A 20,776-nucleotide genomic window follows, 5' to 3' on the forward strand; every position below is an offset into this window, starting at 1 on the left:
TACGATTGCGGTGAAGAATATCGGATGATGGGCATATCGATACGCCGACCGCCCGGTTCCCGGGGAGGGAGGCGCCATTCCCGGTAAGTGCTGTCAGTGCGGCACCTGCTGCACCCACATGCGGGACGTCCACAGGGTTATCGAGGAGCGCGGCGACTACACGTTCGTCGTGCACAACCACTACACTGGGGATGCGGAAGAGGCGCGGGTCGATCCGGATAAGATAGTTCTCTTTGAGGACAGGAGCAGCATCGAGGGGCTGCCGAACGCCTGCTCCTTTTTAAGGTTCGATAGGGGAAAGGCGTGGTGCACGGTCCACCTGACTCGCCCCGGCCTCTGCCGCGAATACTGCTGCCGCCTGCTCGTCCTGGACCCGCAGGGGAAGTTAGCCGGACGCGTGACGTATCGGACTGCGCTGATCCCGGAGACCGACGAGTTCGGCCGGCTCTGGGAGCAGGTGCAACCGACGCTCGACGGACTCTCCGGCACGGAATGGGACGACGCCCTCATCCGTATTCTCACAGCGGCCGGATACAGCGTCCGCCGGTAGACCTCAAAGTGGAGGGGGCCGGCCCGGCCAACGTATATCGCCGGGCAACCCCCATTGTACAAACCGTTTACCATGACAGCCGGAGCGAGACTGAGACGATACGCCCTCCTGATCGCCGGACTCTTCTTCATGGGCCTCGGCATAAGCCTCGTCACGAAGTCGTATCTCGGGACATCCCCGATCTCGAGCGTCCCGTACGTCCTCTGCCTGGCGTTTCCCGTCTCGTTTGGGACATTCACCTTCCTCCTCGGCGCCTTCTTCCTGCTCCTCGAGATCCTGATACTCCGGAGGGATTTCCAGAAGATACAGGTCCTCCAGATCTTCGTGGGCCTGATCCTCGGCGTCTCTGTCGATATCGGCATGCACCTGCTCTTCTTCGTCGAGCCTGCCGCGTATGCCGAACGGATCGCCACGCTGCTTGCCGGCTGCGCCGTCCTGGCCGTCGGGGTCTACCTTGAGGTCTCATCGAACACCTTCGTCCACCCCGCCGACGCCGTCGTGAAGATCATCGCGGATAAAGCCGGCAGGAATTTCGGGTACACAAAGATTGCCTTCGACACGACGCTCTGCTGCACTGCGGGAGCGATCTCGCTCGCCGCCTTCGGCACGCTGAAGGGCCTTGGAGAGGGAACGATAATCTCCGCGCTGCTGGTGGGCTACATCATCGCGGCGATCAGCGCCATCCTCGTCCGTTTCAATATCGGCAGGGGCCCGGAATCTGCGAGGAACTAGACGGACCCCGGCGCCGCCTCGCCGGACCGACTCCTTCCGCGGCCATCATCCGCCGTCCCGGCAACACGCATTATGGCACCGACGTCCGGCGTCACCATACAGACGGGGAAGTAGCCGAAGAGCGACGCGTAATCGATCTTGAGCGCCCGGTACCGGGCCAGGTCAAGGGTCACCCTCTCGAGGTCTTCCGCCATCCGGGGGGTCACGGCGTCGCGGGGCGACGCCGAAGCGAGGTCTCTGACGGCCGGCAGCACCTCCTCGCGGATCGTCCCGGTCCTGGACGAGAGGAGGGAGTAAACGAGCGTGCGGCTGTAACCACCCTGGAGGTGCCGGACGACGATCATCTGCGTCAGAAAGATGAGAGCGAACATGCCGGCCCCGAGCTCGATATCGGCCTCGACGGAGATGAAACTGTTGTAGGTCACCCCCGGGAGGACGATCGCCCCAATGGAGATGATGCCGGCGACGGTTGTCACGACGGCGGCGGTGAGCGCGTACTTCAGCCCCTGGCTCCAGGCCTCGTCATACCGTTCTCTGATGCGGGACTGCATGCCGAGTATCCCCGCGAAGAAACCACGCGAATACGGCTGCACATACACGATCGCGACATAGAAGACGATGATTGCGGCGGACTGGACGACGACGATCACGGCGGAGTAGGCCTCGAACTCGCCGTTCGCGAGCCAGCCCGCAAGTGCAAACACCGAGGAGAGAGCGAAGAGGACGAGAAAGCCCGGCGCGAGAGGCTGGCAGTTGATGAAGAACAGGTTCCAGCCGAGTTCGTAGAGGGAGTTCCTCTGCTGCGTGAGCCGCCTGAGCGCCTCGACGGCATCGGCGGGGACGGCGGCGCTCTTCTCGAGGCTCTCCCAGGAGATGATCTCTTCAAGGCCCTTCCTCTCGCGACTCCTGAGGTCGTTGAAATACCGGACATAGGACCTCAGATCGCCGGTATCGGTCGGGAGCAGGAGGAGGAAGGGGTTGATCATCAGGAATATGAAGGACGCCATGATCCAGTAGAGGTAATACTCACCGGGATATGCGAGCAGAAGCCCCAGGTTGATCAGGATCGCCGCTCCGAGGATGGGCGACGTATACTCAAGGCTCCATCTCATCCCGGCAAGGGTGGCAAGGTCGTTCTCTGCCGCATTGAGGATCTTCTCCGCCTCGGCCCGGGTGGACTCAAGGTTCCGTGAGAACTCGTCCGGCGAGATCACCGGGATCTCCGCCTCCCTATTCCTGGACCAACTCCCGTACGGCAGTTTCATCGATCATCATTTCGCCGGGGTTATTTATAAAAAAGAGGTGCAACGGAAGTATTCAGGATCGAGGACCTGAAATGTCCCTAAGCGATAAGAAATTCAAAATGGCCAGCGAAATGAATTTTTATAGGGTACAAGTCCATTAAAATAAGATTTACGAATAACTACAAAAGATTTTGTCCAAGACTGATAATTATAGGTCCTATGGACTGCCTCAAACTGGATTAACCCCCATTCATAGCCAAAGAGGGGATTACCCTTCTGAATTCGCCAGGGATCAGGATTAACCCCACTCCACCGGGTACGTCACCCTTTTTCTCTCCGAAATGTACCCGTTCTCTGATAATAATCTAGACATATACAAAGCGATCCTCTCGTGCTTCACGCAAAAACAACCAATAACCAAAAAGGAAACTCTTATCCGGACGTCAGGCGACTAACGACCATAATGGTCGCCGTCAGCGAGAAGTTTGCCTTTGTCCTTGGGTACGCTAAAACCGTCCCGGGATCGGTGTATATCCACTTTCTCACTTTAGTTGTAGGGATAACGGCGTTGCTCATCATTTTCCAGCATTCGATACTCCACCTCATCCCCATGGACTTCACCCTCGATCATATCTTCCTTAACATGACCACACCAAATCCTTCCAGCATGTTCCTGAGCAACTACATGCACAATCCGTTCGACCCGACGCACATAACCAACAATCTTTCTACTACAGCCTTCCTGCTCTTCGCTGTCTTCATCGCCGGCACGGTCGTCTTGCCCGCTATCGGCTACCGGATGCCCCCAAGATTCTTCTTATTAACCTACCTCATCTTCTTCCTTCTGCTCCCGTTCGCAATCTCCGGGATTTCGATCTGGTCCGCCAGAATCACGGGAAAATCATGGTCTTCGGGATTTTCCGGAATAAGTTTCGCGCTGTTCGGCCTGCTCGTCTTTCTGATGCTCAGCTGGGCCTACACGACAACACTGCAGAGTCCGAACCGCGACACGTGTCGATCGGTATTTGTCCTCCTCTCGATGACGCTCATCTGCCTTATCTCGGTAATAGCCGTCATCCTCCTCGACCTGCGCACCCAGAATGTCAATGTATACGCACACCTGGGAGGGTTCGCGCTCGGACTGCTCGTACCGGCGTTGGTCGGGATGGGACTGACGGCTGAAACGAGAGGGCAGAAGGCAGCGGTGGCGGCGATGCTCGGTCTCGTGATACTGCTCCCAAGCGTGGGATGGCTCGTGGTGTGAACCCCAAATCGAAGAATACACCTCACTCCTCGTCGCGGCCCGCCGTCGAAGCCCGGACCACGGGATACCCCTTCTCCGTCACCGCCCCGCCGGTCGCCGTCTCGAGATCCGGCCACTTCAGGACGGCCCCGTCCGTGTCCTTCAGCGGCACGGGCGGGTGCGTCTTCTGCGTCAACATCGAGACGACATACATCGCAATACCGGCGACGACCGTCGGGCCGAAGGTGAAGAAGACCGTCCACTCGTTGTCCGGCGGGACGAGGGTCGGGGCCCCCTGCTGGATCGAGAGAACGACGACGCCCGCGATCGTCGTCAGAAGCCCGCCGAGCATCGAGGCGATGGCGCCGGGTGCGTTCGCCCGCTTCCAGAAGAGGCCGCAGACAAGCGCCCAGAAGAGGCAGGCGAAGAGCAGGGTGAACCCGAAGATCATCAGGTCGTAGAGGCCGGGGGCAACGAAACTGATCCCGATGCTGAAGAGGCCGATCGCGACGACGAGGAGGCGGGTGAACCGGAGGACCGCCTTATCGTCCTTGATGTGGTCGGAGACCGCCCCGTGCACGATGGTGGTCGAGATCACCGCGGCCGACGCGAAGATCGCGGAGCTCGCCGTGGACATGATCGCCGCCATCAGGGAGCCGACGAAGAGGGCCATCATCCAGGGGGAGAGCAGGACCTTTGCGAGGTAGGGAACGATCAGTTCGGGGTCCTCGGCGAGGATGGCGCCGTCGATCATGCCGGTGCTGACCATCACGATCCCGAGCAGGCCGAGGAAGATGGGGCCGAGGCCGGCGACCCAGTAGAGCCCGGCGCCGAGGCAGAGCCCCTGCTTCGCTGCCCGGTCGTCACGGGCGCAGAAGACCCGCTGCGAGATGTCGAGCGACGCAAGGCTGCCGAGGCCCATACCGCACCATGCGGCGAACCAGGCCATGATGCCGGTGATGGTCCACCCGATCCCGCTCGGCGAGGCGTCGCTTGGGAGGATCGACCAGAAGTCCGTCGGGGTGTTGGCCGCAATGACGTCGAAGCCGCCGACGAACGCGATCCCCGTCGGTATGAGGAACGCAAGGCCGAGGAGGATGAGGACCATCTGGATGTTGTCGGTGATGATGACGGCGAGCATCCCGCCGAGGTAGGTGTAGGTGATCACGATCAGCCCTGCGAGGATGGCGCTCTCGGTGCCAGGAAGGCCGACCAGGACGTTGAGGATCTTGCCGATGGCGAGGATCTGCACCGAGGTCCAGAAGAGGAGCGTGGGGAGGGAGAGGAAGGAGGCGATGAGCGCACCCCGCGTCCCGTAGCGGAGGTAATACATCTCGCCGAGGGACGCGATCTTCATCTTCCGCAGGATGGTCACGAAGAAGACCGCCATCAGGAGGAGCGTGATGCCCGATGCCCACGGGTCCGCGATGGTGGCGAGCATGTGGCCCCCGTAGGCCGCGCCGGCGCCCCCGAGCAGGGTGCCGCCGCCCCAGAACGTGGCAAAGAGCGTCCCGCCGATGAGCAGCGGACCGACGTTTCTGTTGGCGACCAGGTACCCCTTCGAGGTCTCGACGCCTCCCCGGCGCTGGACGATGAAACCGATGGCAAGCATCGATGCGAGGTACAGCAGGATAATCAGAAGTTCAAGGGTCATCCAGCAACTAATATAGGTTTTCCTCAGGTGTTTTGAGGATTTCGGAATGTATCGCCGCGGGTTAACGGAAATGTCCGGGAAATTTCGGCCGAATAGGACATTACGGGGATTCAGAGGCGGGATCGGGTATTATGCCCGATACCGCAGAGGAGAGGGGAGAAGGCCGACTGCGCATACAGGGAGCCCCGGTGCACTCCTCCCGAAGAAACGGAAGGGGGTACCCGCCGTCTCGACCCGGACGGTATGTTCTCAGGACGTCTTCAAAGACCCCGCTCGCGGGGGATCGGGAAAAAAGAGGATATTATTCGCTATTGTCCCGGTGCAGGGTCAGGGCCCCTGCCATCGTTGCCGTAGCACCGCCCGGGTTCGTCCAGGCGATGAAGAGGGTGTCCGGATCGGCCAGGGATCCCGTCGCCCATCCTCCCGGCCCGTCGATGAACGATAGGGTCTCTTTGTCCGGGTTGAATATGCCGACAAACGTCTGGTTCTCCATCGTTCCGTCCGGCAGGGAGAACGTCTTGAACCCGCTGATGACCCGATCGCTCTGCGCGGTGACCACCCACGTGTTCTCTCCGGCGGGGACCCTATCGATCGTATCGTTCAGGAAGTACACGGCTCCGTCATCTGCTCTCCAGACGCCGATCATCGCGGGGTAATCGGCCCGGACCGCCGGGTTTGCCGCCGCGGGCAGATCGGCGGGCCCCGTGTAGATCCCGGACCCCAGCCACCAGTCCTCGTCCACCTGCACCCCGTACACCAGTTTCGACTCAAGCGTCCGATCATGCGTGGGGTTGATGTATGCAATCCGGGCGAACCCGTCCCCGTTCCTGACAGCATCGCCTGTCTCGCGGAGGAACGCCCCCACACCCCCCTCGGTCTCGTTTAAGCGGTTGACGCCGACCATCTCCGGGTTGACCGGGTGGGCGAGGGTGGTGCCGTTGAAGTCATACGCGTAGATATAGAGTTCGCCCCGGACGAACGATCCGTTCGGGTCGTTAAACTCGGCAAGGGCGGCCTCCTTGCCGTTCTCTTTCACATAGGCAACCGCGCTCTCGACGAAGGCGACGAGTGTCTCGTTCGAGGTGTACTGTGCCTGTGGTACGGTGGTGGTCTCTGGTGTCAGGAGAGCGGCACCGGACTCGCTCTGCATGCAGCCGGCCGAGATCAAAGACAGGCCAAGAAGAAGCAGGACAGTGAATGAAATCGCAAGAGATCTCATCCTATCAGGTTGATTTTGCCTGCATATATGATTTGCCCGCAATTGGAGCCCCGATAGCCGAAGGGGCCGCATCCCAGCCACCGACCGCCAACCAGGGGCGCCGGCGGCTCTACCTCCCCCCTGCCCCGCTCGCCGCCCGCTCCGTCAGCCACACGTAGAACTTCCGGTGCCAGAACGGCACGTCCATTGGCCGGGAGAGCGACTGCCAGGCCGCCCAGATCAACCGTTCGGAGACGCTCTGCCACTCGCCCGCCCGTCTGGCCATGTCGTCCGCGGGTTGCCCGACCGCGTGCAGGATCTCGTGCCAGATACGGAGGATGACCGCGTCGTCGTCCGTGTCCCGCGGCGTGACCCGGACGCTCGCGCGGTTCTGCATCCCGCCCCCGAGCGCCCGGGCAGGGATATCGTCGTCGAAGACGTAGACGGTCTTGTCGGGGACGGGGAAGGGGAACCCCTTCCACATCGGGTCCTTCGGGTCGAAGTAGCGGACCTCCGGCGTCCCGGTCCGGACGGTGAACTGGAAGAACGGCGGGATGAGGCTGAGGTGCGGCTCAAGCCTCCGCCGCAGTTCCTCGGTCTTGAAGAAGAGGTCGAAGTGAGGCATCGGGGCCGGATGGGCGCAGGTCACTGATAAAGCATGGGGTCGGCCGGACCCTCATCCTCTGCCCACGCCCGGCGGGGACCCTTCGACAGGCACCGCCTGCCGCTCGTCGATCCAGGCACGGGTCCAGGTGCCGAGATCGCGGATGGTGGCGGAGCCCTGCCGGGCACGCATCGCCCGCAGATGGCTCTCGAGATCGTCGGCCATCGAGAAGATCAACGCCTCGGAATCCGCTTCCGATAACGGCCCCGCCGCTCGCAGGCGGGCGGCGCCGAGGTCAAGAAAGTGCTGCAGCTCGCCCGTCGCCTCGAGGATCCGGGTGAGATTCAATCTGATGGTGGACTCCATGAAGAGGGGATTGACGCACCCAGTACATAACTTAATCTATTTAAACCAGAGGTTTTATCCGCCCCCCCGGTGCGAAATGGCGCAGCAATCTCACGCAACTGCCGAGAGAGCGCACACCGACCGTCGGCCGGGCGTCAGGCCGACGGAGACATCCCGGGACCCCGGGCCTTCCCGGTGCAAAACCATTTTAAGGACTCCCGGCACTCACTGCACCCCCGCGAGAGGGAGGTGCCTCCCGCGGGGTGATGGAGATGAAAGAGATGCAGGAGCGATCAGATGTCATTCTGGAACGCAGGACGCGGACGACCGGCGAGGAATGGTTCATGTCGGCCGACGACATCCTGGACAAGAAGGTGATCAACCCGCAGGGGGACAGTCTCGGGGAGATCTCGGACATGCGAGTCTCGTTCCCCGAGGGCAAGGTGCATTACCTGGTGCTCAAGTACGGGGGCACGCTCGGTATCGGGGCAAAGCGGTTCGCCATCCCGCCGGAGGCCGTGATCTACCGGGCCGGGGACGATGCTTTCATGGTGAACATCGACGAGCAGCGGCTGAAGGACGAGCGGGGGTTCGACGAGGACCACTGGCCGAGAGAGGCGGACTTCAGCCTGATCCAGTCGGCAGGGACCATAGCGCCCCCTACCCGGGAAGAGGCGGAGGCCGTGAAGCGACAGGAAGCCCCGCCGCCGGAGGTCGTGAGGACGGAGACAGTCGAGACACGGCCCCGGCGCAGGTAACCCGGAGAGCGGATTCGCAGAACGGAATCTTTTTTTTGGGGGCTACAGGGCCTGCCCCCTCTCGCTGCCGGGGGCCCACCGCAAGGAAGATTATCGAGGAGCATGCACTGGCCGCATCGTGCCCCCCATGCCAGCACCCACGGACGACCCGGAGCCGCCGGGAGTACCGGGCGGGGACGGGACCCTGAGGATATGGCAGATCGCCCTCATCGCCGTAATCGCCATCGCCTTCACCGTCGCCTACCTGGGCCTGTACGGGCTGCTGAATAACGCCGTCTGGCACGAGAACGCCTTCGTGCAGGCCAATCCCTGGGCGGTTCCGGCCGGGGTGCTCCTCTTCTCGCTGCTCGTCGGCCTCTCCCGCAGGTACCTCCGCGCCCCGACCGTGATCCAGGGCGGGTTCGCGGACTCGCTCAAGGGCGGGGAGGGAAAGCCCGATTACCGGACCTTCCCCGGCGCCCTCCTCTCATCGCTCTTCTCGCTCCTCTCCGGCGCAAGCATCGGCCCGGAAGGGACCATCACCGTCCTGATCGCGTATATATCGTCCTTCATCAGGGAGAGACTCAGGATCGGTTCTCCCGTGGCCGCACTCGGATTCGACGTCGCCGCCCTCGCCTCGGCGTTCAACGGCATCGTCGGGAGCGTCCTCTTTACAGGGGTCTTCGCCACCGAGTTCCAGGTCGGCGGCAACAAGAACGCCTTCCGGCTCCTCACCTGGAACCTGCTCGCCGGCACCATCGGGTTCCTCTTCTACCTGCTCATCGGCCTCCCGTCCTTTGCGAGGAGCATCCCGTTTGAGCCGATCCACGAACTCCTGCCCGCCCACATCCTCTACGCGATCGTCCTCGGCGCCCTCGGCTCGCTCCTCGCGGTCTTTGCCGGGGTATCCATGCAGGCCGCCGGAAAGATCATGGACCGGGCCTTCGGGGACGCAGTCGTCACCCGCGTCCTCGCCGCAGGCGCGGTGGTCGCGGCCGTCGGCTACCTCATCCCCGAACTGCTCTTCTCCGGCGAGGCCCAGATCCACGGGATCATCGCCGACCCCGCCCGGTTCGGGGCCGGGATGCTCCTTCTGATGGCGGTCGCCAAGCTCCTCCTCCTCGGGCTCGCGTTCAAGAGCGGGTACATCGGCGGCCCGCTCTTTCCGATCATCTTCTCGTCCACGCTCGTCGGGCTCGCGCTGAGCCTCGTCTTTCCGGGCGTCCCGGTCGGGATCTTCGTCCTCTGCATCGAGGTCGCGGCCCTCACCTTCGCCCTCGGAGCGCCCCTGACCGCCATCCTCCTGGTCGCGATCGTGGGGACGGCCGACCAGTATACGGTCGTGCTCCTCACCCTCTCGGCGGTCACCGCCATGCTGATCGCCGCCAGGGTGAAGGAGAGGATGCGAGGGCAATCGTAGTGTGCCAGACTATTATACTCCAGGAGGAATACGGTCTTCCGGCTGATCGAGACGGACGACCCGGTCGCCCTCATGAAGATCAATTTTCCCTGGAGCGACCTCGGCTACAGAGAGATGCACCCGGCCATGGAGTCAAAAGAAGCGCTGGCTATTCTCAGGAGATAAGGCGGAGAGAGGAGGGCCGCACCCCTCCCCGGCTTACGGGCCGCCCGCCCCTCCGGCAAGGCGGTTGCGCATCTCCTCTTCGGTGTAACCGGACACCTTCCCGGTCAGCGTCTCGATATCGACGCGGATCACGGTTATCGCGCGGAGCGCCGCCTCCGGGTAAGACCATCCCCCGCCCCCGGCGTACTTCTCCATGAAGAGGTCGAGAACCCGGCTCTTCTCCGCGAGGTCCGTGATGAACGACGCGGTCCCGCGCCGATGACGGAGAGGTACCGGGCCCCGAAGTCGCAGGCCTTCTCTGCACGGACGAGTTCCACGCCGGTCTCCGCCTCGAAACAGACCCGGTTGTTCCGCCCCAGGATCTCGATCTTCCTCCCCTCTCCCGCGGAGTGGAGGTAGAGGCAGCCCCCGGAGTGCGCGAAGTTCATCGGGACCACGTAGGGCCGGTCTCCGTCGACGAGGCCGAGCCTGCAGACGAACGCCTCGCGGAGGACCGCGGAGAGGAGCGCGGGGTCGGTGATCTCCTTATCCTTTCGTCTCATCGCAGCAGGTGTTATACGCAGGCCCCCATTACACCATGCCCTCCAGCCCCATCGCGACGAGCAGCATCGCCGAGGCCGCCGAGAGGAGGAAGATCGTCACCGCCCAGACAACCACAAACGCGACGATCATGAGCGCGCTCGTCTCCCGGTAGGGGACGAGGCCCTCGTTCATCCGCCGGGCCGTGGCCCAGGCATCGTAGACGCCCCAGAGCCAGATCGCCACGCCCGGCACGATCAGGACGAAGAGGCCGAGGAGGCTCCCGAGCAGCACCAGGACGCCCCGCACGAACTGCCCGTTGTAGGCCTGGCCGAGGCCGTTGAAGACGAGGGAGAGGCCTGCCGCCACCGCCGGGATCTTCTTTTGTTCGCGGCGGGAGACCTCCGCCGCCGCGAGAGCCTCCCTGATCGAGACCGGTTCCGCCGCTTCGCCGCGCATGATCGTCAGGTACGCCGGATGAGGCTATCAGCCTTTCCCGGGTTTCCGGCAGGGTTCTGTGCGCAACCGGGGAGCGGCGCACCTGCTATATACGGAGAAGGACTGATACCCGGAGGGTCCCGGTATCGCGGGGCCTGCCGGGGGTGAGAGTATGGATACGGCGACTGAGAAGGGCGGGGAGGGGCGAAAAGCCAGAGCGCGCGACCTCGTCTACCTCCTCCTCCCGGACGGCCTGATGATCTTCCTCGCCCTGGTGATGGCCCCCATCGTCGTCATACCCCTTCTGGTCCCAGCGCTGCCGCAGTCGGTCGCCGGGTTCCTCAATATGGCCGACACCACGATCATCGCCGTCTTCGTCCTCGAGTACGCCCTCAAACTGGGCCTTGCCGAGGACCCGGCGAGCCATTTCCTGGACCGCTGGCACCTCCTCGACCTCGCCATCATCGCGCTCCCCTTCCTCGAGGTGCTGCCGTTCGCCGGGTCGACCCTCGCCCGGTCGTCTCCAACGCTCCGGCTCCTCCGGGTGGCCCGGGTGGCGGCGGCCGGGGGGAGAACCGTGGAGCGGCAGATCGAGCCGGAAGTGGCCGTCTCCGGGCCTGCGACCCCGGCGGTCTCGACGATGCGGATCCGGGGACGGGTGGAGGAAGCCGGAGGCGATGGGAGGGAGTTCTCCCCCGCCGAGGTGAAAGGATACCTCGCAGATCCCGCGGCAGGGGCATGGTTCGAGATCTCCGGCGTCTCCCGGCTGGACTTCCCGGTGCTCTCTGACCTCTTCGGTCTCCCCGCCGCTTACTTCGAGAGCAGGCTGGTGAGACCGACGCACCCCGGGATAACCTCTGCCGGCGCTACCCGGCTCATCTTCGTGCAGGAGCCGGAGCAGGGGTTCCAGGTCCGGAAGGGGGTGCGGGTCCCGGTCGTGACGAGCACCGGGCTCGTCATCGTGAGCCGGGGGGAGACGATCGTCACCGTCTCAAAGGCAGAGGGACGGATCTTTGAGCCGCTCCCGGCAGGTCTCGACGGGAGCGCCCCGGCCGGAGAGCCCCTGGCCGCCAGGGTGCTCTACGGGCTCCTCGACCGGATCAACGAGGATTACGCCCGCATCCTTGCGGAGATGGAGGCCGAGATGATGCGGCTTGAGAGTATCCCCAACAACCAGATGCCGGAGAACTTCCTCGACTCCGCCTTCCAGTTCAAGAGGGTGAGCAGCGCCCTGGCTTCAAGCCTCTTCCACCAGAAGGAGGTGACGGCGATCATCGCGAGAAGTATTCCTGCCACGGGCCCGTGGGCCGGGCAGAAGAGCATCTTCGATGCGCTTGCCGGCGAGACGGTCTACCTGCACGAGACCGCGGGGAACATCCGCGAGGGCCTCCTCTCCCTGATCGACGTCCACATCAACACCGTCTCCTACGAGATGAACCGGGCGATGCGGGTGATCGCCGTCCTCTCGGCCCTCGTCCTGATCCCGACGCTGGTCGGGCAGATGCTCGGGATGAACATCCTCGGCATCCCGTTCGACCTCTATCTCTGGCAGGTGACCGTCTGGACCGTCATCGCGATGCTCGCGGTCGGGTGGATCTTCTATAAACTGGGGTGGCTGAGGTGAACGCAGGCGGTACGAAGTCTCCAGGCCTCTTCGCCCGGGTTCAGGTCGCTCAATCCGGTGTTACCGGTCAAACACCTTCTCGATCCGGACGCGCCGCCCGAGCACCGTCTCGTACCACTCCTGCTGCTTTAAGGCCTGCTTTATGCTCCGGATCCGGTGCCGGACCCGCGTCCCGGTCTCTACGTCGATCAACACCAGTTTCGGCACCCCGATCACCCCGTCGATGGATAGAATCCGGCACCCGGGAATAGGAAGATTTGGTTTCGTGCCGGCGACGGGGCGGCTCCGCCGGGGGTATGCCGGACCCCCCCGACCTGGGGCCGGGGCGGGAGGGAGCCTTGATTCATAACGGGATCTCCATACGCGGCCCGATTACTGAAGGTGCGGGATAATAAAGATAGTCGATCCACAAACTTGACGGATCCCCTCTACAGCAATTAATAAGAAAAATCCGGATCCATTCGATGATCTCCAGAGGATTACTATCGTCTCACCCGGTGACGCGCAATGCAGAGTTCGAAACAATCACCCGATACAGACCCTCCCCGGCTGCCGCGCAAGGAGGAACTCCTTCGCGTACTCGAGGATCTCTACGGCGGCTTCGCCGAGGCGGAAGAGACACTCTCGGCGATCCGGCGAGGGGAGGTCGATGCTTTTCTCGTCTCGACGGACGAGGGCGAGAAGGTCTACACCTTAAAGACCGCCGAGCATCCCTACCGGGTGCTCATCGAGCAGATGCAGGAAGGCGCGGCGATCCTCTCCGTCGACGGCACCATCCTCTATGGCAACCGGAGCCTCGCCCGCCTGTTGCAGATGCCCCTCGAGAAGGTGCTGGGAGAGTCGATCCATGCCATCATCGCTCCGTCATATGCGGAGGAGTTCCGCCGAGTGCTTGAAGCCGAAAGCAATTCGGGAAGCATCGGCGAGAGCACGCTGGAGGGGCGGGAAGGAGGGCGGGTCCCGGTCCACCTCTCCCTGCAACCGTTATCGATGGACGGGATGCGGGCGTTCTCCCTGGTCGCCACGGATCTGACCGAACGCAAGCAGGCGGAGGAGACCCTGCGGAGGGCGTACGACGACCTCGAGGACAGGGTCCGGGAGCGGACGGCCGAACTCGCCCGGACCAATGCCCGGCTCCAGGTCGAGATCGAAGAGCGCACGCGGGCACAAGAGGCACTCCGGCGGAGCGAGCAGTCCCTCGCGGAGGAGCTGGACGCCGCGCGGCGCCTCCAGCAGGTCAGCACGCAGTTGATCCAGGCCGACAGGGTCGAGACGCTCTACGAGGAGATCCTCGATACCGCGGTGACGATCCTCCACGCCGATTTCGCGAGCATCCAGATGCTCCACCCGGACCGCGGGGCCGGGGGGGAACTCCGGCTTCTGGGCCACCGCGGGTTCACCGAGGAGGCCGCGAAGTTCTGGGAGTGGGTGCGCCCGGACTCCGGGAGTTCATGCGGTGAAGCGCTCTCTACCGGGCGGCGCGTCGTTGTCACGGACATTCGGGACTGCGAGTTCCTGGCCGGCAGCCCCGACCGGGAGGTATATCTCCGGGCCGGCATCAGGGCCGTCCAGACGACGCCGCTCTACTCGCGCTCCGGCATCCTGCTCGGGATGCTCTCCACGCACTGGCGCCGCCCCCATGACCCCACGCAAAACGAGCTGCGCTCCATCGATCTCCTGGCCCGCCAGGCCGCCGATCTCATCGACCGCAAGCGGGCTGAGGAGGCACTGCGGGCGAATGAGGAGAGGTTCAGGCTGCTCACCGAGAATGCCTCGGATATCGTCGTCGTCCTCGACGCAACGGGACACATCAAGTACGCAAGCCCTTCGGTGAGACAGGTCGGGGGATATGCGCCCGAAGGACTCATCGGACGAAATATCATCGAACTGTTGCATCCCGGAGATCTGCTGCCGGCGATGGACGCCTTGCGTACATCGGCCACTCATCCTAAAGAGAGGATGACCCTCGAAGTCCGGGTCCGCGACGCCTCGGGAGACTGGCTGCACCTCGACCTGATCGGCGTCAACCTTCTCGAAGAGCCGGCTGTTCGGGGTTTTCTAGTGAATGCACGTGACGTCACCGAGCAGAGACAGGCAGCAAAGATCCTCCGGGAGAGCGAGGAGAAGTACCGGAACCTGGTCGAGAACAGCATCGACGCCGTCCTTCTCACGGCCCCCGACGGCTCGATCTACGCCGCCAATGCCGAGGCCTGCCGGATCTTCGGGATGACCGAGGAAGAGTTGATCCGCGCCGGCAGGGACGGCATCGTGGACCTCGCGGACCCCCGCCTCCGACCCGCTCTCGAGGAGAGGGGCCGAAAAGGGCGGTTTAAGGGAGAACTCAGGTTCCGGCGCAGAGACGGGACCGTCTTCCCCGGCGAGATATCGTCGGCGGTCTTTACGGACAGGGAAGGCAACGTCAGGATGACGACGTTCATCCAGGATATCACAGGGCGGAAACGCGGGGAAGAAGCGCTTGCACGCCACACCGAAGCCCTCATCCGGGCGAGCCGGGAGGTCGAGGCGGCACGGGACGAGGCGAACATCTACCTCGACATCATGACCCACGATGTCCGGAACGCCAACAACGTCTCGAGCATGTACGCCGACCTCTTCATCGAACTCGCGGAGGGCGAGATGAAGACCTATGCCCGGAAACTGCAGGAGAGCATCGGCCGGAGCACCGAGATCCTCAAGAACGTCGCCACCATCCGCCGGACGCAGCAGGATTCCGACCGCCTGGTGCCGGTGAACCTCGATGCGGTCGCCCGGGAGGAGATCGCGAACTTCCCCGGCGCTTCGATCCGCTACCAGGGCGCTCATGCCGAGGTGCTGGCGGACGGCCTCCTCCCGACCGTCTTTAACAACCTCATCGGCAACGCCGTCAAGCACGGCGGTCCCGGCGTTGAGGTCACGGTCTGGACGGAGACACGGGACGGTGAAGTCTGCGTCTCGGTCGAGGATACCGGTCCCGGGATCCCTGACGAGATCAAGAAGAGGCTCTTCACCCGGTTCGAGCGGGGCATGGCGCGGGGGAGCGGCCAGGGCCTCGGTCTCTTCATCGTCCGGACGCTTGTTCTGCGTTACGGCGGAGAGGTCCGGGTCGACGACCGCATACCGGGCCGGCCGGAGTGCGGAGCGGCGTTCCGCTTCTCGCTCCGGCAGGCGGGTCCCGGCAGGGTGAGAGGTCCCGAGCCCGGAGCGGAGCGGCCATCACGGGCCGCAACGGAGGGTGAAGCACGGAGCGGGGTGCGCTGATGAGCGGATCCGGCGATGTGCAGGCAACCGACGCGATACGCTCCACCCTGCAGATACTGCGGGAAGAGGCCGATCCTGCCGGCTGCCGCCTCATCGACGCGCTCGCGGACCGGATCGACGCGCTCGAAGAGCGCGCCCGGCAGGCTGAAGAGGAGCGTGACCGGCTCAGAGAGGAGGGCGAAGTGGAACACGCCATGCTGCGGGCGACGATCGACCGGCTGCCTGCCGGCGTGATCGTCGTCGATGCGCCGTCAGGAGAACTGGTCCTCGGCAACGAGCAGGCGAGCCGGATCCTGGAGCACCGCTACCCCGCGACCGGCAGGGTGCAGGACCTTTTTGCGGGGATCGGCCTTCACCCCGACGGGCGGCCATACAGGCCCGACGAGTGGCCGGTCTGCCGGTCGATCGCCGCAGGAGAGAGGGTCGCGGGCGAAGAGATCAGGTTCGTCCGGGCGGACGGCACCACGGGGTTCATCGAAGTCAGTTCCGCACCCATAGCCTGTTCGGGGGGCGAACCCCGGTACGGCGTCGCCGTCTTCTCGGACATCACCGAGCGGAAGCGGGCGCAGGAGGCCCGGCTTGAGCAGGAAGAGCAGTTGCGGAGCCTGATCGAGAGCTCCGCCGATGGGATTCTCATCACCGACGAGGCAGGCAGGATCACCACCTGGAACATGGGGATGGAGGCGATCACCGGTCTTTCCGCCGGGAGCGTCTCCGGAATGCCTGCATGGGAGGTCCTCTCGCGGGTCGTGAACGAGGAGTGGGCGGGGCCGGATAACCGGGCGCGGTATCGCGCCATCTGGGAGAGGCTGTTGCGGGACGGGGCGTACCGGCACCTCAACCGCCTCCTGGAGGTCCAGATCCAGACTCCGCAGGGCATCCGGCACCTCCAGCAGAACGTATTCGTGACTCCTACCCGGCAGGGTTTCCGCGTCGGGTGCATCGTCAGGGATATCACCGACGGCAGATGGACGGACGAGGCCCTCCGGCACCACGCCGAGGACCTCGCCCGGCTGAACGCGGACCTCGAATACGCCCAGCGCGAGGCGAACCTCTATCTCGACATCCTGACGCACGACATCGGGAACACCGAGAACGTCTCGAACCTCTACGCCGACCTCCTCGTCGAGAGCCTGCAGGAGGAGACAGAGGCGACGGATTATGCCAGGAAACTCCGGCGGAGCGTCAGGAGGAGTATCGAGATCCTGGGTATGGTCTCCAAGATCCGCCGGATTCACTTCGGCAAAGCGGAACTCGCGCCCGCAGATCTCGATGCGGTCATCCAGGACGAGATCGGCCGCTATCCTGCGGGAGCCGTCCGGTACCGGGGCCATGCGAGCCGGGTTCTGGTCGACGAACACCTGGCGGAAGTTCTCTCGAACCTGATCGGCAACGCCGTCAAGCACGGCGGCCCCGGCGTCGCGGTCACTGTCCGGACGGAGGATGCGGGGGAGTTCGTCCGGGTCTCGGTCGAGGATACCGGTCCGGGCGTGCCGGACGGGGAGAAGGAGGCGGTCTTCCACCGCTACGAGCAGCAGAAGCGGGGCGTCGGCGAGGGGCTCGGCCTCTACCTCGTGAAGATCCTGGTCGAGCGCTACGGCGGGAAGGTCTGGGTCGAGGACAGGGTGCCGGGCCGACCGGAAGAGGGGGCGGCGTTCCGGTTCACGCTGAGGACTGCCGCGTGAAACCGCCGGCACATTCCGGGTGAAGCAGAAGATCACCGGCTCTACGCAGACTGGAAGCCCTGGAATGGACGGTGGAAAGATTTATCCCCCGGCGTACCTCCTCCATCCCCGGGTGAAGTTGCCATGCCGGGTTCTCTTCATTGCGAATATTGCGGGCGGGAGTTTCTTGCGGAGCATCAGACCGCGCACGGAAACGTGCGGTTTTGCAGCGCCGGGTGCCTGACGGCGGCGGGAGAGCAGGACGCCGACCGGAGGGAAAGCCGGCCGGAGAGGTTCCTGGTCTCGGGCCGGTCGCCCTGGGGCGAGGCTCCCCGCCGGACGAGAGATACCTCTCGATAGGGTTACCTGCGGTGCGGTCCCGGCATCGCCGGCTCCCCCGCCGATACCGGGGGGTTCCGGAGCGGCCGGAAGAACGCCCGGATCTCCCGGGCCATCAGCTCCGGGACCTCCATCGGCGCAAAGTGGCCGCCCCGCTCGAGCACCGTCCACCGCCGGATATCCTTTAAGTTGCGCTCCGCGTACTCCCGGGGGGGAATCGGATCGATATCCTTCGGCGGGAGCGCAAGCCCCACCGGGACGTCGACCTGTTGATCCGGTGCAAGCGAACCCGACACCCATTCCTCGCGGTAACTGAGCGCCCTGACCGAAGGCCCGCCCGTCCAGTAGAGCATGATGTTCGTCAGCAGTTCGTCTTTCGTGTAGACCGTCTCCAGGTCCCCGTCGCAGTCGCTCCAGGTGTGGAACTTCTCGACGATCCAGGCGGCGTAGCCGGCGGGGGAGTCGTTCAGTCCGTAGGCGAGCGTCTGCGGTTTCGTGCCCTGGAGCACCGCATACGCACCCTCAGAAAAACCCTGCGCCTGCGATCTCGCGAGGTACTCCCGCTCCGCATCGGAGAGGTCCGGGAAGTTCGCCATCATTATGGGGAAGCCGATGTCGGTGAGGTGGAGGCCGACGACCGATTCGGGGTGGCGCACGCCGAGGATCTGCGAGATCGGGCTGCCGCCGTCCCCGCCGCCGGCGCCGAAACGCTCATACCCGAGCTCTTCCGTCATCAGCCGATACGAAATCTCCGCTATTTTTGCAAGCGGTTGTCCTGTATCCGATCGCGACATGCCGGGATCGCCGATCAGCGAGGGGACGACGACGTCGAACGAGTCGGCGGGATCGCCGCCATACGCCGCCGGGTCGGTGAGCATCGGGATCAGTTTGAGGTAACGGCAGATCGAGTCCGGCCAGCCGTGGAAGAGGACGAGCGGCATCGGATCCGGCCCCTTCCCCCGCTCGTGGACGAACCGGATCTCCGTCCCGTCGATATCGGCGGTATAGTGGACGAACCGGTTCAACTCCGCTTCGCGGGCCCGCCAGTCGTAGGTGTGCCGCCAGTACTCGACCAGTTCCCGCAGGTAGTCCGGGTCCGTGCCGTAGTCCCAGCCCGCGCCCTCGACCGCGTCGGGGAAGCGGGTGCGGGCGAGGCGGGAGCGGAGGTCGTCGAGCGTCTCCTCCGGGACGGCGAGGGTGAACGGCCGCACCGTCATCGCGACACCTCCAGGGGCTTCCGGTGCTCCGCCCGCAACGGCCGGAAGAACGTCCGGATATCCTCGGCAAGCAGTTCCGGCTCCTCCATCGCCGTAAAATGGCCGCCCCGCGGCATTTCGGTCCAGCGCTGCACATTCAATCTCCGCTCCACCCATTCGCGGGGGGGCGGGATGAAGTCTTTCGGGAAGACCGCCATCCCCATCGGGACGTCGATCCGCTGCTCCAGGAAGTCTAACGGCAGGGCGTGCACGTTCTCGTAGTAGAGGCGGACCGACGATGCGATCGTCTCGGTCGCCCAGTAGATCATGATGTTCGTCAGGAGGTCGTCTTTGCTGAAACGCCGCTCGATATCCCCGCCGCAGTCGCTCCACGACCGGAACTTCTCGACGATCCAGGCGGCAAGGCCCGCGGGAGAGTCGTTCAGACCGTAGGCGAGCGTCTGCGGCTTCGTCGACTGCACCATGCTGTAGGCGCCCTCCCGCATCCACAATTCCTGGATCGCATCCAGGTACCTCCGCTCGTTCTCCGAGAGGTCCGGGATATTGGCGCCGAGGGAGAAGAAGCCAGGATCGGTGAGGTGGAGGCCGACGACCCGATCGGGGTGCGCGAGCGCCAGGAGCTGGGAGACCCCGCTCCCGATGTCCCCGCCCCCCGCGGCGAATCGCTCGTAGCCGAGGACGTCCGTCATCAGTGTTGCCCAGAGGCCGCCGATCCGCTTCGACGTCATACCCCGATCGTGCGGGCGGTCGGAGAACCCGTAGCCGGGCATCGACGGGACGACGACGTCGAACGCGTCGGCCGGATCGCCGCCGAACCGGGCCGGATCGGTAAGGAGCGGGATCAGTTTGAGGTAACGGTAGAAGGAATCCGGCCACCCGTGCGTCAGGACGAGCGGGAGCGGGTCAGGGCCCCTGCCCCGCTCGTGGATGAAGTGGATCCCGACGCCGTCGATCTCGGTGCGGAAGTGAGAGTGCCCGTTCAGTTCTTCTTCACGTGCCCGCCAGTCGAACCGGTTCAGCCAGTGATCGACGATCTCTTCCATATAACTCAGGTTCGTGCCGTAGTCCCAGCCCGAACCTTCGACCTCATCGGGGAAGCGGGTGTGAATAAGGCGCTCCCGGAGGTCGTCCAGGACCGGTTCGGGAATGTCGATGCGAAAAGACTGCACTGGCATCTCAACCACCATGCGGGGATTGCTGCAGGCAGGGGAGATAACCCTTTCGTGCTGCAGAGCTATGCGGATTTCGTCGAAGAAAACGCCCTGGCCGGATCGACGAAGGCGGTTTTCCGGGGCATGTGGATAGATATATCACCTGACGCACCTTTTCCATCCTGAGGTGAGTTCAGATGCCTGAATCTGTTTATTGCGGACACTGCGGGCGGGCGTTCCTGGTGGAAGAGCGAAACGCGCTCGAAGGCGTACCTTTTTGCAGCGCCGAGTGTCGGGCGGCGGCAGGGAAGCAGGACGCCGACCGGAGAGAGCGCCGGCCGGAGAGATTCCTGGTCTCGGGTCGATCCCCCTGGAGCAAGTAGCCTGCCGGACAGACCTCTCCATGAGGTTGTCTGCAGGCGGTGCAAAAACGACATTCACCGCCGAAGAGCGGACGCTTTAGCATCGAGGCGGGCGGCACGCATCCCGCCGCACCGACATATCTCCCCTGCGTCCTTTGCAAGGAGGAGCAAGGGCTCAAGAAACACTGAAACAGGTAAAAACCTGAACAAAAAGGAGTACGCCGCCAACAGGACTCGAACCTGTGACATGCTGGTTAACAGCCAGCCACTCTACCAACTGAGTTATGGCGGCACCGTAATAAGTGCTCTATA

The 20,776-nt window shown here is 63.9% G+C and carries 18 protein-coding genes, 1 tRNA gene and 1 pseudogene; 9 read left to right on the plus strand and 11 right to left on the minus strand.

The genetic code is table 11. The annotated features are described in order from the left end of the window. Positions 1-118 precede the first annotated feature (118 nt). Positions 119-550, plus strand: coding sequence for a YkgJ family cysteine cluster protein (locus tag F8E02_RS01555; RefSeq protein WP_317063680.1), 432 nt, complete (start codon positions 119-121; stop codon positions 548-550). Between the two features lie 72 nt (positions 551-622). Further along, positions 623-1,282: a YczE/YyaS/YitT family protein gene (locus F8E02_RS01560; protein WP_317063681.1), complete on the plus strand. Its 660-nt coding sequence runs from the start codon at positions 623-625 to the stop codon at positions 1,280-1,282. Here F8E02_RS01560 and F8E02_RS01565 read toward each other — a convergent pair. After that, complete coding sequence (locus F8E02_RS01565; RefSeq protein WP_317063682.1) at positions 1,279-2,547, minus strand: hypothetical protein; 1,269 nt, start codon at positions 2,545-2,547, stop codon at positions 1,279-1,281. The genes F8E02_RS01560 and F8E02_RS01565 overlap by 4 nt on opposite strands. A 442-nt stretch (positions 2,548-2,989) precedes the next feature. Here F8E02_RS01565 and F8E02_RS01570 point away from each other — a divergent pair, with 442 nt between their 5' ends. Next, positions 2,990-3,790 (plus strand): rhomboid family intramembrane serine protease, encoded by an 801-nt coding sequence (locus F8E02_RS01570; protein ID WP_317063683.1) that lies wholly within the window; start codon positions 2,990-2,992, stop codon positions 3,788-3,790. Positions 3,791-3,812: 22 nt separating this feature from the next. Here F8E02_RS01570 and F8E02_RS01575 read toward each other — a convergent pair whose 3' ends face one another. The 4 genes from F8E02_RS01575 to F8E02_RS01590 form a co-directional block, all read right to left on the minus strand. Next, the gene (locus F8E02_RS01575) at positions 3,813-5,423 is read right to left on the minus strand and encodes a sodium:solute symporter family transporter (RefSeq protein WP_317063684.1); all 1,611 of its coding nucleotides are present in this window, start codon (positions 5,421-5,423) and stop codon (positions 3,813-3,815) included. A gap of 301 nt (positions 5,424-5,724) precedes the next feature. After that, on the minus strand, positions 5,725-6,573 hold the full coding sequence (locus tag F8E02_RS01580) for a cache domain-containing protein (RefSeq protein ID WP_317063685.1): 849 nt from the start codon (positions 6,571-6,573) through the stop codon (positions 5,725-5,727). A gap of 178 nt (positions 6,574-6,751) precedes the next feature. Continuing rightward, positions 6,752-7,246: a hypothetical protein gene (locus tag F8E02_RS01585; protein WP_317063686.1), complete on the minus strand. Its 495-nt coding sequence runs from the start codon at positions 7,244-7,246 to the stop codon at positions 6,752-6,754. A 51-nt stretch (positions 7,247-7,297) separates the two neighbouring features. Next, positions 7,298-7,591, minus strand: a complete 294-nt coding sequence (locus tag F8E02_RS01590) for a hypothetical protein (protein ID WP_317063687.1) — start codon at positions 7,589-7,591, stop codon at positions 7,298-7,300. 251 nt (positions 7,592-7,842) lie between these two features. On the opposite strand from F8E02_RS01590, the gene F8E02_RS01595 reads away from it, so the two are divergent. From F8E02_RS01595 to F8E02_RS01605, 3 genes and pseudogenes are all read left to right on the plus strand, one after another. Next, positions 7,843-8,328, plus strand: coding sequence for a PRC-barrel domain-containing protein (locus tag F8E02_RS01595; RefSeq protein ID WP_317063688.1), 486 nt, complete (start codon positions 7,843-7,845; stop codon positions 8,326-8,328). A 127-nt stretch (positions 8,329-8,455) separates the two neighbouring features. Then, on the plus strand, positions 8,456-9,727 hold the full coding sequence (locus F8E02_RS01600) for a chloride channel protein (RefSeq protein ID WP_317063689.1): 1,272 nt from the start codon (positions 8,456-8,458) through the stop codon (positions 9,725-9,727). 33 nt (positions 9,728-9,760) lie between these two features. After that, positions 9,761-9,892, plus strand: a pseudogene (locus F8E02_RS01605) (DUF3303 domain-containing protein); the annotation flags it as partial. Positions 9,893-10,026: 134 nt separating this feature from the next. On the opposite strand, the gene F8E02_RS01610 reads toward F8E02_RS01605, so the two are convergent. Beyond that, a complete protein-coding gene (locus F8E02_RS01610; protein ID WP_317063690.1) occupies positions 10,027-10,434 on the minus strand; it encodes a pyridoxamine 5'-phosphate oxidase family protein in 408 nt (135 codons plus the stop codon). A gap of 28 nt (positions 10,435-10,462) precedes the next feature. After that, positions 10,463-10,870: a hypothetical protein gene (locus tag F8E02_RS01615; RefSeq protein WP_317063691.1), complete on the minus strand. Its 408-nt coding sequence runs from the start codon at positions 10,868-10,870 to the stop codon at positions 10,463-10,465. A 151-nt stretch (positions 10,871-11,021) separates the two neighbouring features. Here F8E02_RS01615 and F8E02_RS01620 point away from each other — a divergent pair, with 151 nt between their 5' ends. After that, complete coding sequence (locus F8E02_RS01620) at positions 11,022-12,473, plus strand: CorA family divalent cation transporter (RefSeq protein ID WP_317063692.1); 1,452 nt, start codon at positions 11,022-11,024, stop codon at positions 12,471-12,473. Positions 12,474-12,533: 60 nt separating this feature from the next. Here F8E02_RS01620 and F8E02_RS01625 read toward each other — a convergent pair whose 3' ends face one another. Beyond that, a complete protein-coding gene (locus tag F8E02_RS01625; RefSeq protein WP_317063693.1) occupies positions 12,534-12,680 on the minus strand; it encodes a hypothetical protein in 147 nt (48 codons plus the stop codon). 300 nt (positions 12,681-12,980) lie between these two features. On the opposite strand from F8E02_RS01625, the gene F8E02_RS01630 reads away from it, so the two are divergent. Beyond that, positions 12,981-15,731: a PAS domain S-box protein gene (locus tag F8E02_RS01630; RefSeq protein WP_317063694.1), complete on the plus strand. Its 2,751-nt coding sequence runs from the start codon at positions 12,981-12,983 to the stop codon at positions 15,729-15,731. Beyond that, the gene (locus F8E02_RS01635) at positions 15,731-17,416 is read left to right on the plus strand and encodes a PAS domain-containing sensor histidine kinase (RefSeq protein ID WP_317063695.1); all 1,686 of its coding nucleotides are present in this window, start codon (positions 15,731-15,733) and stop codon (positions 17,414-17,416) included. Before F8E02_RS01630 ends, F8E02_RS01635 begins: the two co-directional genes overlap by 1 nt. A 341-nt stretch (positions 17,417-17,757) precedes the next feature. Here the strand turns inward: F8E02_RS01635 and F8E02_RS01640 are convergent, their stop codons facing one another. The 3 genes from F8E02_RS01640 to F8E02_RS01650 form a co-directional block, all read right to left on the minus strand. Further along, the gene (locus F8E02_RS01640; protein WP_317063696.1) at positions 17,758-18,951 is read right to left on the minus strand and encodes an epoxide hydrolase family protein; all 1,194 of its coding nucleotides are present in this window, start codon (positions 18,949-18,951) and stop codon (positions 17,758-17,760) included. Then, positions 18,948-20,126 carry an epoxide hydrolase family protein gene (locus F8E02_RS01645; protein ID WP_317063697.1) on the minus strand — a complete coding sequence of 393 codons (1,179 nt, stop codon included), beginning with the start codon at positions 20,124-20,126 and terminating at the stop codon, positions 18,948-18,950. The genes F8E02_RS01640 and F8E02_RS01645 overlap by 4 nt, the downstream gene beginning before the upstream one ends. 557 nt (positions 20,127-20,683) lie before the next feature. Beyond that, positions 20,684-20,756 (minus strand) — tRNA-Asn (locus tag F8E02_RS01650). Positions 20,757-20,776: the final 20 nt, after the last annotated feature.

Source organism: Methanoculleus caldifontis, assembly GCF_032842345.1.
GTDB lineage: Archaea > Halobacteriota > Methanomicrobia > Methanomicrobiales > Methanoculleaceae > Methanoculleus > Methanoculleus caldifontis.

Bases quoted from the DNA above. Each gene is read 5' to 3' on its own strand.
- F8E02_RS01585 (WP_317063686.1), bottom strand. From the start codon at position 7,246: ATGCCTCACTTCGACCTCTTCTTCAAGACCGAGGAACTGCGGCGGAGG.
- F8E02_RS01610 (WP_317063690.1), bottom strand. From the start codon at position 10,434: ATGAGACGAAAGGATAAGGAGATCACCGACCCCGCGCTCCTCTCCGCG.
- F8E02_RS01595 (WP_317063688.1), top strand. From the start codon at position 7,843: ATGAAAGAGATGCAGGAGCGATCAGATGTCATTCTGGAACGCAGGACG.
- F8E02_RS01555 (WP_317063680.1), top strand. From the start codon at position 119: ATGCGGGACGTCCACAGGGTTATCGAGGAGCGCGGCGACTACACGTTC.
- F8E02_RS01645 (WP_317063697.1), bottom strand. From the start codon at position 20,126: ATGCCAGTGCAGTCTTTTCGCATCGACATTCCCGAACCGGTCCTGGAC.
- F8E02_RS01635 (WP_317063695.1), top strand. From the start codon at position 15,731: ATGAGCGGATCCGGCGATGTGCAGGCAACCGACGCGATACGCTCCACC.
- F8E02_RS01630 (WP_317063694.1), top strand. From the start codon at position 12,981: ATGCAGAGTTCGAAACAATCACCCGATACAGACCCTCCCCGGCTGCCG.
- F8E02_RS01580 (WP_317063685.1), bottom strand. From the start codon at position 6,573: ATGCAGAGCGAGTCCGGTGCCGCTCTCCTGACACCAGAGACCACCACC.
- F8E02_RS01590 (WP_317063687.1), bottom strand. From the start codon at position 7,591: ATGGAGTCCACCATCAGATTGAATCTCACCCGGATCCTCGAGGCGACG.
- F8E02_RS01570 (WP_317063683.1), top strand. From the start codon at position 2,990: ATGGTCGCCGTCAGCGAGAAGTTTGCCTTTGTCCTTGGGTACGCTAAA.
- F8E02_RS01565 (WP_317063682.1), bottom strand. From the start codon at position 2,547: ATGAAACTGCCGTACGGGAGTTGGTCCAGGAATAGGGAGGCGGAGATC.
- F8E02_RS01615 (WP_317063691.1), bottom strand. From the start codon at position 10,870: ATGCGCGGCGAAGCGGCGGAACCGGTCTCGATCAGGGAGGCTCTCGCG.
- F8E02_RS01575 (WP_317063684.1), bottom strand. From the start codon at position 5,423: ATGACCCTTGAACTTCTGATTATCCTGCTGTACCTCGCATCGATGCTT.
- F8E02_RS01600 (WP_317063689.1), top strand. From the start codon at position 8,456: ATGCCAGCACCCACGGACGACCCGGAGCCGCCGGGAGTACCGGGCGGG.
- F8E02_RS01620 (WP_317063692.1), top strand. From the start codon at position 11,022: ATGGATACGGCGACTGAGAAGGGCGGGGAGGGGCGAAAAGCCAGAGCG.
- F8E02_RS01640 (WP_317063696.1), bottom strand. From the start codon at position 18,951: ATGACGGTGCGGCCGTTCACCCTCGCCGTCCCGGAGGAGACGCTCGAC.
- F8E02_RS01560 (WP_317063681.1), top strand. From the start codon at position 623: ATGACAGCCGGAGCGAGACTGAGACGATACGCCCTCCTGATCGCCGGA.